Origin of the sequence: Aminobacter sp. SR38 (genome assembly GCF_014843375.1) — a bacterium.
Classification (GTDB): domain Bacteria; phylum Pseudomonadota; class Alphaproteobacteria; order Rhizobiales; family Rhizobiaceae; genus Aminobacter; species Aminobacter ciceronei.
In genome coordinates this window covers 3273928-3287767 of sequence record NZ_CP062112.1, presented here as the reverse complement: position 1 = coordinate 3287767, position 13840 = coordinate 3273928, and the positions used below count along the sequence as shown (strand labels likewise).

Below are 13840 nucleotides of genomic sequence, written 5' to 3'. Positions count from 1 at the left end.
GAAAAGCGATATTAATGCATCAGAAGGCATCACTATCCTTCATATCAGGAGGAATTCATGTTCACGATCAAGCAGATGGAGGCGCTTTACTGGGTCAGCACGCTGGGCAGTTTCGAGGCTGCTGCCGACTATCTGAACATGGTCCAGTCGACGATCTCCAAGCGCATCGGCGAACTGGAGGCCAGGTTTTCGACGCCGCTGTTCCATCGGACCGGGCGCAAGCCGGTCCTGACGACCAAGGGCGAAGAGATCCGCGCAATCGCCGAGCAGATTCTGCGCCTGAACGATCGCCTGAACTCACTGGCAAAGAAATCGTCGGTTCCGTCATTCCGCTTTCGCCTTGGCGTCACTGATCTCGTCGCGCTGTCATGGCTGCCCGAACTGTTGTCCGGGATTCTCGACCGCTATCCGATGATCACGCTCGAACCCGAGATCGACCTCACCGCCTCCCTGCTCGAGCGCCTGGTCGACCGCCGCCTCGACTTCGTCATCTGCCCGCGTGTCATCCAGGAGCCGCAATTCGTCAGCACGCCGCTTGGCGCCATCGAGCTTGTGTGGATGTGCAGCCCGAAGCTGTTGGACGGCAAGGACAATGCGACGTTGAGCGATCTCACCAAGCATCCATTGCTGATCCAGACGACCGGCTCGATCCTGCGGCCGATCCTGCACAGCGTCATCGACAACCCGAATTTGCCGTTCAAGCGGACGATTTCCTGCAACAACATGGTGGCGCTGGCTCACTTGGCGGCCCATGGCATGGGCGTCACCATCCTGCCGCACGCCTTCTTCAGGAACATGGTCGCCGATGGCCGGCTGTGCGTCGTGCGCACCGAGATGGAGCTGCCCAATCTCGAATACTTCGCCACTTTCAGGAACGATTACCATGTGCAGTTCTGTGAGGAAGTCGCGGCCCTGAGCGCCGAAATCTGCGATTTCCGGCTGCAATAGGTGCCGCGCAAATCGCCACTGGCGTGCCGATGCCGCCTTGCCGCCGGACAGCCGATCTGCGATCTCGGCGTGAGCATCGAAATGAACCCGACCGGAGTTGGCAGTGCGCAGTGTGGGCTTGATCGTTTCGGCCATCGTCCTTGTCATCGCCATCGCGCTCACCACCGCCTGGGCAGCGATGGCGCTTTGGTATCGGTTGCCGGCGCCTGACATCGCCAGGGGACTGGCCGCAGGCTTGTTCGTCCTGCTCGGCATCGCCGCGGCTATCGCGCTGTTCACGCCCTGGCGCCTGCATGGGCTGGCACTGTTCGCCATCGGCTTCGCCGCGGTGCTGGTATGGTGGAACACCATCGTTCCGTCGGACCATGCCGAGTTTGCGCCCGACGTGGCCCGGCAGGTCACCGGCCGGCGCGACGGCGACATGCTGACCCTGACAGATGTCCGCGACTTCGACTGGCGCAGCAACAGCGACTTCACCGAACGCTGGACGACGCGCAGCTACGACCTGGGCAAGCTCAAGACGCTCGACCTGTTCATGTCCTACTGGGCCGGGCCCGAGATGGCCCATGTCATCATGAGCTTCGGCTTCGAGGGCGGTGACCAGCTCGCCTGGTCGGTCGAGGTCCGCAGGCAGAATGGCGGTCAGTTTTCGCCGATCGCCGATCTGTTCAAGGCCAACCCGCTGGTCATCGTCGCCGCCGACGAGCGCGACGTCGTTGGTGTCCGCTCGAACATTCGCGGCGAGGACGTCCAGCTCTATCGCCTCAACGTCTCACCGACTGCCGCCCGGGCGCTGCTGCTCGGTTATGTCGCCGATGCCAATGCGCTGGCCGCAACACCGCGCTTCTACAATTCGATCACCACCAACTGCACCACCGTCATCTTCAGGATGATGCGCGCCGTCGGCGACGTCACCCCGTTCGACTGGCGCCTGATCGTCAACGGCTACCTGCCCGAATATGCCTATGACCGTGGCGCGCTCGACACACGCATGTCGGTGCAGGAGCTGCGCAGCCGCGCCCATATCGCCCAGCGCGCGCTGGCGGTTGGGCTGACCGGCGATTTCTCGCGGCTGATCCGCGAGGGCGTGCCGCAACCGGCCCTCTAGACGGAACCTGGGAATTGGAGGTCGTTTTCAGCCAGAAGACGCCAAGCTCTGGCACTGCCGGCCATCACACCGCCAAGAGGCAGCTAGACCCTGGCTTCGGCGAAGGTCACGAGGCGACGGCGATCCTCGCACCACAGCGCGAGATTGACGCAGCCGACGCTCTTCCAGAAAGTCAGCTTCACCGTCTGGCTGGCATCGCGAAGCTCGGCATTGCTGTCGAAGCAGGCCTGCAGGCGATAGAACGGCACGCGGCTGCACAGATGGTGGATGTGGTGCAGGCCGATCGAGCCGGTGATCCACTGCGCCACAGCGGGCAAGGCATACCACGAGCTGCCGCCAAAGGCCGCGACATGCAGGTCCCAGGCGTCGCCCGCATCCCAGCGCGTCTCTTCGAACTGGTGCTGGACGTAGAACAGCCAGCCGCCGGCCCATGCGCCCATCACCACGACGGGCAGAACCGCCAGCATCACCGCCCAGCCGGCCAAGAGCACGAGGCCGCCATAGACCAGCACCAGCGCCACGTTGAGGCCGCCGGCGCTGCGCCATGCCTCGACGCGCGGAATGGCGTCGTTGTAGGGCAGCCGGTGCATGATCAGAAAGTAGATCGGCACGCCGATGACGATCAGGATGATCGGGTTGCGATAGATGCGATACATCAGCCGCTGGCTGGTGGTCATCGCCTCATATTCGGCAACCGTGCGCGTATCGATGTCGCCGATGCCGCGTTTGTCGAGATTGCCCGAGCCGCCATGGTGCACGGCATGCGCCTTCTGCCATAGCGTGTAGGGCGTGAAGGTGAAGACACTCAGCGCCCGGCCGATGGTCTTGTTGGCCATACGCGAACTGGTGAACGAGCCGTGACCGCAGTCATGCTGGATGGCAAACAACCGCACCAGGAACGAGGCACAGACCGGCGCCAACGCCACCATCAGCAGCCAGCGCCAACCGCCGAGCAGCGGGCCGGCATAGGTTGCGAGCCAGACAAGCGTTGCACCCATCATCAGGAAAGGTATCAGCGTCACCGCCAGTTCGAACGCCGCGCGGCGGTTGTCGGGGTCGCGAAAGCGGTTGCAATGCGAGGCTAGCCGGCGAACGAGCGCCTTTTCAGCCGCATGATCCGCACCCTGGGCAGACCCTTTGGGCAGGTCGTCCGCCTTGGACGACATCAATTTCGTCATTTAGTCCCCGAAATCTCGCTGCCAACTCGGTCAAGCGCGCCATTTGTCCATAATGCGCGGCACGCGCCATGGCTAGTGGCACCACCGTGGCATATTAGCCGTATCCAGCGTCTATGCACCGCTGGACGCAAATCATGGCGTTTTCCTGTTGAGTGCGCGGGCCATTACGTCTTAGGTCGGGGAAATCATCGAGGCGCGGCCAGCAGCCGCAGGGAACTCCTATCCATGGCTTCTTTGGAAATTTCCGCCGGCTCGGCCAAATGGACCACGCTTCCAAGCCATCGCTTGTGGCTGTTGCAGCAGGCCGACGCGCTGTTCTCTTTCTTCGAACGCCAGAGCCTCAATCCGCTCGGCGGCTTCCACGACCTCGACGATCATGGCCACCCGCTCGCGCCGGGCGCCGTCCCCGGCCGCTTCGCCGGCCGACAGATCCACGTCACCACGCGCCTGGTGCACTGTTTCTCGATTGCCCATCTGATGGGACGCCCCGGCGCCGACGTGCTCGTCGACCACGGCATGGAATTCCTCTGGAACGGCCATCGCGACACAGCCAATGGCGGCTATTTCTGGGGCGTCGGTTATGACGGTCCGACCAACGACACCAAGCAGGCCTATGGTCATGCTTTCGTCCTGCTTGCCGCCTCCAGTGCCAAGGTCGCCGGCCACCCCGACGCCGACCGCCTGCTGACCGACATCTCGACAATCCTGTCTGAAAAATTCTGGGAAGAGGCGCATGGCGCGGTGGCGGAAGAGTTCAGCCGCGACTGGCAGCCGCTCGACAGCTATCGTGGCCAGAACTCCAACATGCACCTCACAGAGGCGCTGATGGCCGCCTTCGAGGCGACTGGCGACAGCATCTATCTCACCATGGCCGAGCGCATCGCCGACCTGATCATCCGCCGCCATTCGGCTGCCGCCGGTTGGCGCCTGCCCGAGCATTTCACCGCGGAATGGAAGCTCGACCGCGATTACTCCGGCGACCCGATGTTCCGCCCTTATGGCACGACGCCTGGCCATTCGCTCGAATGGGCACGGCTGCTGCTGCAATTGTGGGAGCTCGGCGGCCGCAAGCATGCCTGGCTGCCGGACGCGGCAAGGAACCTGTTCGGCCAGGCGACGGCAGACGGTTGGGATACCGCCAAGGGCGGCTTCTATTACACGCTCGAATGGGACGGCTCGGCCCGGATCAGGGATCGCTACTGGTGGCCGTGCTGCGAGGCGATCGGTGCCGCGTCCGTACTCAACGCCATCGGCGGCGACGCTGCCTACGAGGCCTGGTACCGCCGAATCTGGAGTTTCTGCGCCAGCCGCTTCATCGACCGCGCCAATGGCGGCTGGCACGCCCAGCTCGACGACGATCTCAAACCCAATGCCGGCCCGTTCTACGGCAAGCCCGACATCTACCACGCGCTCCAGGCCTGTCTGATCCCACTGTTGCCGACCTCGGGCAGCATCACCCGTGGCCTGCTGCAGACGGGCATCCGCCTCTAGCAAGATCGGTCCGGCCTCACGGCCAGCGCGCCGCCACCTGGTTGCCGAAGATCGCGCGCTGCATCGAACCGGCAAGGGTCGCCGCAAAAGGCGTGGCGACGTGGTGGCGGTCGCGGAAGGTCAGCTTGCCACCGATCATCGCCGGGCAGGTCGTGTCGTTGCAGAACAGCTCGGTCAGGTCGACATAGCGGACGCCATCAAGCCCGGCGCTCGCCACTTGTTCAGTCTTCGACACCCGTTCGTCGATCGCTTCCCGTCGCGGCGTGTCGCAGACCGTGCTGCTCCTGCCCTGCCACAACGAACGGGCGACACAACGGTCGAGATATGACTTGTGAACGGGAACATCCCCGAGCAGCACGACCTCGGCGCCGGTCTTGCGAAGCGCCGCAAGCGATGCCCTCAGGCCACCCGCCCAGACGTCGCGGCTGACCAGATGCTCCAACCCGCCATTGACGTCGTTTTCGACGTAGCTGTAGGAAAACTGCGAAACGATCACCGCATCGGGCTTGAGGCTGGCGATCTCCTTCATTGCCGTCTGCCGCCACGCATCGCATTCGGAATAGGCCCGCATCAATCGCACGTTCCATGTCGGCACCGCCGCCACCGAGCAGGACGATTTCAGATAGGTCACCAGCCGCCAGTTGTTGGTCTCGGCAATCTTTGCCAGCGGCGTCGACCAGTGGTCGGCATGCGAATCGCCGAACAGCACGATCGTCTTTTGCGGCTTCGATGCACCCAGACTGCAGCTGCGCGGCTTGGTCTGCTCGAGGCTGGCAACGCAGGCGCTGTCTATCTGGCGCGCCGACGACGAACGTGCAGCACTGTCCGCGATCAACTTCTGCTCCGGGCCGACACTTCGCGCAGCAATCTGAGCTGCGCCAAAGGACAATGTCACGCCGAGCGAGGTCAGCAGCGCCGCCAAACCCAGCGAGCGCAGCGAACCGGCCGAAAGCCAGCCATTGGAACGAACAGGATTCTCGACATACCGATAACTGAGGAAGGACAGGCCGACCGTCACCGCCAGGCAGGCAAGCCTGCCGGCAAGCGTAAGGTCAGGCCACAGGATCGTCGCATAGACGATGACGGGCCAGTGCCAGAGATACAGCGAATAGGACAGCTTGCCGGTCCATTGGAACGGCGGCAGCGACAGCAGGCTTGCCGGCCCGACAGCACTCTTGCGGGCGCCTGACAGCAGCAGCATCGCCGTTCCCGCGACCGGCAGCAACGCGATGAAGCCGGGGAAAGGATCGGTCTCCGAGACGCTGAGGTAGGCGACGGCGATCAATGCGATACCAGTCCAGCCCATGACAGGCGAGAATCGAAAACCCGATGCCCAGCGCTCCGCCACAACAAGCGAAACGAGCCCGCCCACAGCGAATTCCCAGGCCCGCAGCGGCGAGAAATAGAAGGCCCAGGGCTGCGACTCCGAGGTCATCCAGGCGCTCACTCCGAACGACACCAGTACAACCACACCGAGGATGAGCGCGATACCCCTTGCCCCCGGCCGGAACCACGCGACCAACAGCAGGAACGCCGGCCAAAGCAGATAGAACTGCTCCTCGACCGACAACGACCAGAAATGCAGAAACGGGTTGCTGGCCGTGTCGGCGGCGAAATAATCGAACGACCAGCGCAGCAGCCAGAGATTGATGACGTAGCTCGAGGCAAACAGCGCACCCTTGGCGTAAAGCTGCTGCTCGGACGGCGCGAGGATGAAATAGCCGGCGGCAAGCGTGGTGGCGATCACCAGAAGCGATGCCGGCAACAGCCGTCGGGCGCGGCGCCCATAGAAGCGCCAGAGATCGACGGTCCCGCTACGGCCGATCTCCTGAATCAGGTGACGGGTGATCAGATAGCCCGAGATGACGAAGAAGATATCGACGCCGATGAAACCGCCCGGCAGGTCGGACAGGCCGAAGTGAAAGGCGATCACGCCGCCGACGGCGATGGCACGCAGGCCCTCGATGTCGGGGCGGAAGGTGGTGACAGGTGCCGTCATGTCTTTGCTGCAACGTGTGCTGTGATGTGCGTGCTGGACATGACGGCAGGTTGGGCGACCATGCAAGCGGGCACAATTCAAACTATGTTGCAATGCAACATGAAAGCCGCCCTTCCGAACACCTTACCCGGGAGAAACGGGTGCATTTCCGCGCCTTCGAGTGTCGATTTCTGTATGAACGGAACTCATGCGGGCATTGGTCGTTAATGCCCCACGGAACCAGGGCGGCCACATGACGAATCGCGAGACTTTGCTCGGCGGGCTGCCGGCTGCGGTCTATACGACCGATGCCAGCGGGCGGATCACCTTTTTCAATGAAGCCGCAGCAGCACTCTGGGGTCACCGGCCCGAAATCGGCAAGGACTCGTGGTGCGGCTCGTGGCGGCTTCGGACGGTGGATGGCGAACCGCTGGCACATGGCGACTGCCCGATGGCGCTGGCCCTGAAGGAGGGTCGGGCGATCCGCAACGCCGAGGCCATAGCCGAGCGGCCAGATGGCACTCTGGTGCCGTTCCTCGCCTTCCCCGCGCCAATACGCGACGAAACCGGCGAGATAACGGGTGCCATCAACCTTCTGGTCGACATCTCGGCCCAGAAGCAGGCCGAGATACAAACCCAGCGCCTCGCCTCGATCGTCGAATCTTCCGACGACGCCATCGTCAGCAAGGACCTGTGCGGCGTCATCCAGAGCTGGAACGCCGGCGCCACCAGGCTTTTCGGCTACAGCGCCGATGAAGCCATCGGCAAGCACGTCCGCATGCTGATCCCAGATGACAGGCAGGACGAAGAGGACCTCATCCTCGGCAAGGTGCGGAGCGGTCAGCGCGTCGACCACTTCGATACGATCAGGAAACGCAAGGACGGCAGCTTGGTCTTCATTTCGCTCACCGTATCGCCGGTGCTCAACGGCGCCGGCAAGGTCATCGGCGCCTCGAAGATCGCCAGAGACATTACCGAGCGCAAGGAAAGCGAGAGCCGCATCCGCATGCTCATGCGCGAGGTCAACCACCGGGTGAAGAACCAGTTCGCCGTCATCCTGTCGATGATCCGCGAGACGGGCAAGCACGCAACGACGATCGCCGAATTCGACACCCAGATCCGCAACAGGATCATGGCGCTGTCGCAGTCCCAGGATCTGCTTGTCGACGGTGACTGGCGCGGCGCTGACCTAGCCGATCTGGTCAGCAACCAGATCCGGCCGTTTGCCGCCGAGCGCCGCATCAGCATATCGGGCGAGCCGGTCCTGCTGTCGACGATGGCGGTCCAGAATCTCGGCATGGCCTTTCATGAGCTTGCCACCAATTCGGCCAAGCATGGCGCGCTGTCATCCGATCTTGGCACCGTCGAAATCGGCTGGACCGCTTCCGATCGCTTTCGCCTGACCTGGAAGGAAACCAACGGACCGACCGTCGGAAAGGCCTCGCGCAAAGGATTTGGCCGGATCGTGCTCGAGCGCGTCGCGCCTTTGGCGCTGAACGGCGTCGGCCATCTCAGCTTCCAACCGGATGGCGTTACCTGGACGCTCGACGCACCGCTTGACCTGGTCCGGACGCCCGCTCCCTGACGGCAGTAGCTTCACCTCTGCAGTCGGCTTCGCTTCTCTTGCCGCGAAAGCCAGGCAAGAGTGATGCGCTCGTCGACGTCAAGCTGCGAGCCGGCCTTGGGGCGGGACGCAGCCAGCTCGTCAGACAACCGCCCTTCCGACCACGCCAAAATCACTTCCGGATGAATGTAACCTTTTCGGCAGACGGCCCGCGTGTTGCCGAGGTGCCTGGCAACGTCGTCAATGACTTTGTTGCATGCCTGTGCCCTCGCTTCCGCCCGCTCGGGCACCGGCGTTCTGGAAAACAGCGCCATCGCGCGCACGGTTCCGCCCCAGGTGCGGAAATGTTTGGAGCTGAAAGCTGCGCCCGCCGCAGCTCGAATGTAGTCATTGACGTCCTGGGACGATATCGGCGCCCGCGCACCATTGTCGTCGAGATATTGAAACAGGGTCTGGCCGGGCAGTTCCTGGATGCTGCGCACGATCTTTGCCATACGCCTGTCGACCAGCCGCAGACGCCATTCCTTTCCCGATTTGCCCTTGAAGGCGAATCTGAGCGTCGAACCTTCGATGTTGACATGGCGGTTGCGTAGCGTCGTCAGCCCGAAGCTGCCATTCTCCCTGGCATAGGCGGCGCCACCCACCCGGATCATTGTATTGTCCAGCAGCCATACCACCGCTGCGACGACCCGCTCGCGCACCATTCCGCGCAGCCGCAAATCCTTGTTGATCCGGCGGCGCAGCAGCGGCAGCGCGCGTGCAAATTCGGCCAGGCTCGAGAATTTGAGCTCGTCACGCTTTTCCGACCAGTCGGGATGGTAGCGATATTGCTTTCGGCCACGCTGGTCGCGTCCCGTCGCCTGGATATGACCGTTGCTTTCGGCGCAAATCCACACATCAGTCCATGCCGGAGGAATGGCAAGCGCATCGATGCGCGCAAGAACCGCCTTGCTGGCGACCTTTCCGCCATTGGCCGTTTCGTAGAGAAGGCGCTTGCCTGCCCTTTTCCTTGATATGCCGGGCTCGTCGTCGCTGACCTAAGCCAGCGATGCGTCATGCGCGGCCTCGGCATTTTCGTCCGGCACGCGCCGGGACTGCTCGGTGTCTTTCCGCATCGGTGCGATCCCTCGGGATCAGCGCTAACTCGGATGCAGCTCATGGGTTCCGGCACGCTGTTGCTTGCAACGGCATCCTGGTTCAAATCAAGCATGCCAACGGCTACGTTCAGCAAACGGAAACGCCCGCCGCGCACTGTGATCTCAGGCACTGACGTGCCCGGCGTCGGGACGCAACCCGACAATTTTAGCGAGGCGACAGGCTGGTCAGCTTTCTGAATTTCCGTTCGCAAAGACAGTCACCCGGGCGCCGGCGCATCGAGATCGACCTGTTCGGAACGGTCGTCTATGCGATCGGCGACGTCCATGGCTGCTATCGCGAACTGCGCACGCTCGAGGACAAGGTCGTTGCCGACGCGGCCATCCTGCCCGGCCGCAAGCTGATCATCATGCTTGGCGACTATATCGACCGTGGCCCCGATTCGGCACAGGTGATCGATCACCTCATAGCCCCGCCGCCACCAGGCTTCGAGCGTCTCTGCCTGATGGGCAACCACGAGACCCAGACGCTCGACTATCTCGACGGCAAGCTGTCACTGGCTCGGTGGCTGTCCACGGGTGCACGCAGCACGCTGTTCTCCTACGGCATCGACGCCGAGCATCTCGGCGAACTCTATGGCGGCGGCAACAGGCTCGACGACCATATTCGCGCAACCATCCCGCCGGAACACATCGCCTTCATGCGCGACCTGCCGATCATGGCCTATTCCGAACGCTTCGTGTTCGTTCATGCGGGCATCCGGCCCGGCGTGCCGCTGCTCGACCAGGAAGACGACGACCTGCTCTACATCAGGGAGGAGTTCTTCGAGGCGTCGCGCCGGCTCGACCGCTGGGTCGTGCATGGCCACACGCCGGTTGACCATCCGCGCATCGACGGCCGCCGGCTGGACATCGACACCGGCGCCTTCAAGACCGGTCGGCTGACGGCGGTGCGCATATCGGGCAAGAGCGGCAGGCTGTTTTTCTCCTAGCTCGCGACCTAGGCCTTGGCTTTGGTTTCGCTCCTGTCGATATAGTAGCTGGAATAGCGTTCCAGGAACTGCTCGGAGCCGCCATAGGCGCCGTAGCGCGGCAGTTTCTTCAAGTCGACCTTGTTGAGCACCAGGCCGAGCACCTTGCTGGCGATCTGCGGCTCGGCGCCGAGCCCGGAGCGGACCAGCGGACGCGGGGTAGCACCCCATTCCGCCACCAGCACGAAACCGTCGGCCAGCGGCGCGAACGCCTTGGCGTCGACGACCGGCCCGAGTGGCGGCAGGTCGACGATGATGTAGTCGAACGTCGCCTTGGCGTCGTCGATGAAACGCCGCATGCCGGCCGACGACAGCAGTTCGCTGGTATGCGAAAAGCGGCCGCGCACCACCGCAGGCACGATCGCCATCTTGCTCTGGCGGTCGACCTTCACCACCGACTGCCAGCCCTGGTCGTTGACCACGGCTTCCACCAGCCCTTGCTCGGCATCGATGCCAAGGCTGCGGCTGAGGCCCGGATTGCGCAGGTCGGCGTCGATCAACAGCGTCCTTGCGCCATTGCTGGCGATCAGGCCGGCCAGATTGGCGGCAACCGTCGACTTGCCCTCGCCCGGCAGCATCGAGATGACACCAATCACCTTGCTGCCGATGTCCTGCAGCACGACGTCGCCGGCGATCTTGGTGCTGCGCAGCGTTTCCGCGAACATCGACGCCGGCTGGTCGACCGCGATGCGCATCCTGGCCCGGCGTTTCATAAGCTCCGCCGCGCGCGACGGCGGCGGCGTGCCCATATTGCCCGTCTTCCCGGCGTCCTTCCTGTCCTCGTTCGAGGCGATGAGTGGCAGGTAGCCGAGGAACTTGACGCCCAGCCTTTCGCGCACGTCCTCCGCGGTGCGGAAGAAGCGCTCGTTGAATTCGTTGAGTGCGCCGAAGGCAGCACCGAGGACGACGCCGAGCACCAGCGCCAGGCCAAACACCATCGAGGTCCGCGGGCTCGACGGGCCGCGCGGCATCGTTGCTTCCGAAATCACCCGGACCTTGGCGATCGGGAAGGAGCGCTGCTGCGACGCCTCCTCGTAGCGCGACAGGAAGGTCTGGTAGAGCGTGCTGAGTGCCGTCGCCTGTTGCTGCAGTTCGCGCAGCCGCACCTGCGCCTGGTTGGCGCTCGAGTTCTGGCCGGTCGCCTCCGACACGGAGTTGCGGAGCGCGGTCTCGCGCGACTGCGCCACCTCGAATTCGTTGCGATAGGTTTCGGAAAGCTGGCTCAGCTCGCGGAAAATCTGGTTGGCGAGGTCGCTCTGTTCCTTGCGAAGCGCCACCGCCTGAGGGTGGTTGGGACCGAAGCCGGCCGAAATCTCCTGCTCGCGCTTCGACACGCCGGAATGGCGCTTCTTGAGCTCCGAGATCAGCGGATTGCCTGCCTCGGCCGCCGACAGGGTTGAGTTGCCGACCGCCGCTTCCGGCCCGCTCTCGACGATGGTGCGGTATTGTTCGTAGCGCGCCCGCGCCTTGGCGGTATCGGCCTGTGCGAGGATCAGCTGGGCGTTGAGATCGGAAAGCTGCTGCTCGGCGATGGTTTCGCCGCGCGCCGCCGCAAGGCCGTTCTCGGCGCGGAATTTTTCCACCTCGAGCGCGGCCTTCTGCGAACTCGTGCGCAGTTCCTCCAGCCGGCCTTGCAGCCAGACGGCCGCCTTTTCGGTGGCGTCGAAGCTGGCATCCAATTGGTCGGCGACAAAGGCATCGGCATAGGCTTTGGTGATCGCAGCCGCCAGCTGCGGATCATGCGCGCGGTAGGCCATGGAAATGACATAGCTGCGGCCGGAGCGCTCGGCCATGATGTTGTTCTGCAGCATTGCTACCGCCTGCTCCTTGCGGGCGGCGTCGGCCATCGCCTTGCGTTGCGCATCGGTAAGTTCGGCGCCGCCGGCGATCTCGGGCGCGGAACGGAAAACCTGCAGGAAGCCGCGAGCGTAGCCGACAAGCGTCGACAGCAGCGATTGCGGCGGCTGCATGAAGCTGGCGTTCTGGTCGAGCTTCTGCTTCTCGACCACCACGGCAGCCAGCCGCGCCGACTTGATGATCTCGATCTGTGACAGGATCGCCGCATCGGTCTGCATGTTGACAGGCGTCGCCGACACCTCGTCGACCATCTTGTTCATGCCCTCGTCGATCAGCACGCGGGTCGACGCCGTGAAGGTCGGTGGCGTCGTCTGCAGATAGACAAGCCCGAGCAGCAGGCCGATGACGGCGCCGACGCCGACCACCTTGGCCTGGCGCTTGGCCATCGCCAGCAGGCGTTCGAGGTCGATGAAGTCGCTCCCCTCGCGCGCATCCTCGCGGGACGCGGCAAGGCGGTTGCCGAAGGGAAAGCTGGCGTAGTTCATCTGCGTTCCAGTTCTTGCCTGAGCAGCGGCCGCTGCTCGCTGGGTTCTGGCGAAGCCGACTTCAGCTACGCAATCTACCGCGCCCGACGGGCACGGGTCTTTTCGAACGTCGTCGCGGCGGCCATTCCAGCCGCCGCGACGGACCGATCATGTCAGGCCGCGACGACGTGATCCTGCTCGGCGACCATTTCGCGGATGGCATCGAGCACGGAGTCGCGAATGTCGGCCCGCTTCAGGGCAAAGGCGACATTGGCCTGGATGAAACCTTCCTTGGAGCCGCAGTCGAACATCCGGCCATTGAATGGCCGGGCGAAGAAGGCCTGGCTCGCGGCAAGGCGTACCATTGCGTCGGTCAGCTGGATCTCGCCGCCGGCGCCACGCTTCTGCGTGCCCAAAAGGTTGAAGATTTCCGGTTGCAGGATGTAGCGGCCGTTGATGTAGAAATTCGACGGCGCCTGGGCCGGGGCCGGCTTTTCGACCATCGCCGTCACCTCGAAGCCCGAACCGACATCGGGGCCTTTGCCGACGATGCCATACTTGTTCGTTTCACTCGGATCGCACTGCTCGACGGCAATGACGTTGCCGCCTGACACGGCATGCAAGTCCATGATCTCGGCCAGGCAGCCGCGCTTGCCGAAGGACACCATGTCGGGCAGCAACAGCGCGAAGGGCTCGTCGCCGATGATGTCGCGGGCGCACCAGACGGCGTGACCGAGGCCGTGCGGCGCCTGCTGGCGGGTGAAGCTGGTGGCGCCGGGCACAGGCAGCAGGCTCTCCAGCGACCTGATCTGGTCGACCTTTCCGGCCTGTTCGAGCGTGCCGACGAGTTCGGGGTGAAGGTCGAAATAGTCCTCGATGACAGCCTTGTTGCGGCCGGTGACGAAGACGATGTGTTCGATGCCGGCCTCCAGCGCCTCGTCGACGGCATACTGCACCACCGGCCTGTCGACCACGGGCAGCATCTCCTTGGGCATCGACTTGGTCGCGGGAAGGAACCGCGTGCCGAGACCCGCCACCGGGATCACCGCTTTCCTGACTTTCTTCATCGTGCCAATCCTCTCGCTCATGTAACTCTCCTCGTCTTGTTCTTGGCCGCTCCGGGCACG

Annotated in this window: 10 protein-coding genes; 5 read left to right on the top strand and 5 right to left on the bottom strand. The window is 63.7% G+C overall.

What is annotated here, in order from left to right:
• Positions 1-57: 57 nt before the first annotated feature.
• The gene (locus IG197_RS16065) at positions 58-948 is read left to right on the top strand and encodes a LysR family transcriptional regulator (RefSeq protein WP_067956216.1); all 891 of its coding nucleotides are present in this window, start codon (positions 58-60) and stop codon (positions 946-948) included.
• A 178-nt stretch (positions 949-1126) separates the two neighbouring features.
• Positions 1127-2056 carry a DUF4105 domain-containing protein gene (locus tag IG197_RS16060; protein ID WP_371746550.1) on the top strand — a complete coding sequence of 310 codons (930 nt, stop codon included), beginning with the start codon at positions 1127-1129 and terminating at the stop codon, positions 2054-2056.
• 83 nt (positions 2057-2139) lie between these two features.
• On the opposite strand, the gene IG197_RS16055 is transcribed toward IG197_RS16060, so the two are convergent.
• Positions 2140-3234, bottom strand: coding sequence for a fatty acid desaturase (locus IG197_RS16055; protein ID WP_192313282.1), 1095 nt, complete (start codon positions 3232-3234; stop codon positions 2140-2142).
• Positions 3235-3459: 225 nt separating this feature from the next.
• Here IG197_RS16055 and IG197_RS16050 point away from each other — a divergent pair, with 225 nt between their 5' ends.
• Positions 3460-4725 (top strand): AGE family epimerase/isomerase, encoded by a 1266-nt coding sequence (locus tag IG197_RS16050; RefSeq protein ID WP_192313279.1) that lies wholly within the window; start codon positions 3460-3462, stop codon positions 4723-4725.
• Between the two features lie 16 nt (positions 4726-4741).
• Here IG197_RS16050 and IG197_RS16045 read toward each other — a convergent pair whose 3' ends face one another.
• Complete coding sequence (locus IG197_RS16045) at positions 4742-6724, bottom strand: acyltransferase family protein (protein WP_192313276.1); 1983 nt, start codon at positions 6722-6724, stop codon at positions 4742-4744.
• A gap of 232 nt (positions 6725-6956) precedes the next feature.
• On the opposite strand from IG197_RS16045, the gene IG197_RS16040 reads away from it, so the two are divergent.
• Positions 6957-8288: a sensor histidine kinase gene (locus tag IG197_RS16040; RefSeq protein WP_192313273.1), complete on the top strand. Its 1332-nt coding sequence runs from the start codon at positions 6957-6959 to the stop codon at positions 8286-8288.
• Between the two features lie 11 nt (positions 8289-8299).
• Here the strand turns inward: IG197_RS16040 and IG197_RS16035 are convergent, their stop codons facing one another.
• Positions 8300-9283: a DNA topoisomerase IB gene (locus IG197_RS16035; protein WP_371746549.1), complete on the bottom strand. Its 984-nt coding sequence runs from the start codon at positions 9281-9283 to the stop codon at positions 8300-8302.
• A 302-nt stretch (positions 9284-9585) separates the two neighbouring features.
• On the opposite strand from IG197_RS16035, the gene IG197_RS16030 reads away from it, so the two are divergent.
• Positions 9586-10353, top strand: a complete 768-nt coding sequence (locus IG197_RS16030; protein ID WP_312874174.1) for a metallophosphoesterase family protein — start codon at positions 9586-9588, stop codon at positions 10351-10353.
• Positions 10354-10361: 8 nt separating this feature from the next.
• Here the strand turns inward: IG197_RS16030 and IG197_RS16025 are convergent, their stop codons facing one another.
• Together IG197_RS16025 and IG197_RS16020 are read right to left on the bottom strand one after the other, a co-directional pair.
• On the bottom strand, positions 10362-12734 hold the full coding sequence (locus IG197_RS16025) for a polysaccharide biosynthesis tyrosine autokinase (RefSeq protein WP_192313270.1): 2373 nt from the start codon (positions 12732-12734) through the stop codon (positions 10362-10364).
• 152 nt (positions 12735-12886) lie between these two features.
• On the bottom strand, positions 12887-13780 hold the full coding sequence (locus IG197_RS16020) for a UTP--glucose-1-phosphate uridylyltransferase (protein WP_067956202.1): 894 nt from the start codon (positions 13778-13780) through the stop codon (positions 12887-12889).
• Positions 13781-13840: the final 60 nt, after the last annotated feature.

What these genes read in the sequence shown, in the direction of transcription:
- IG197_RS16050 (WP_192313279.1), top strand. Translation starts at nt 3,460, where the DNA reads ATGGCTTCTTTGGAAATTTCCGCCGGCTCGGCCAAATGGACCACGCTT.
- IG197_RS16065 (WP_067956216.1), top strand. Translation starts at nt 58, where the DNA reads ATGTTCACGATCAAGCAGATGGAGGCGCTTTACTGGGTCAGCACGCTG.
- IG197_RS16045 (WP_192313276.1), bottom strand. Translation starts at nt 6,724, where the DNA reads ATGACGGCACCTGTCACCACCTTCCGCCCCGACATCGAGGGCCTGCGT.
- IG197_RS16060 (WP_371746550.1), top strand. Translation starts at nt 1,127, where the DNA reads ATGGCGCTTTGGTATCGGTTGCCGGCGCCTGACATCGCCAGGGGACTG.
- IG197_RS16020 (WP_067956202.1), bottom strand. Translation starts at nt 13,780, where the DNA reads ATGAAGAAAGTCAGGAAAGCGGTGATCCCGGTGGCGGGTCTCGGCACG.
- IG197_RS16040 (WP_192313273.1), top strand. Translation starts at nt 6,957, where the DNA reads ATGACGAATCGCGAGACTTTGCTCGGCGGGCTGCCGGCTGCGGTCTAT.
- IG197_RS16055 (WP_192313282.1), bottom strand. Translation starts at nt 3,234, where the DNA reads ATGACGAAATTGATGTCGTCCAAGGCGGACGACCTGCCCAAAGGGTCT.
- IG197_RS16025 (WP_192313270.1), bottom strand. Translation starts at nt 12,734, where the DNA reads ATGAACTACGCCAGCTTTCCCTTCGGCAACCGCCTTGCCGCGTCCCGC.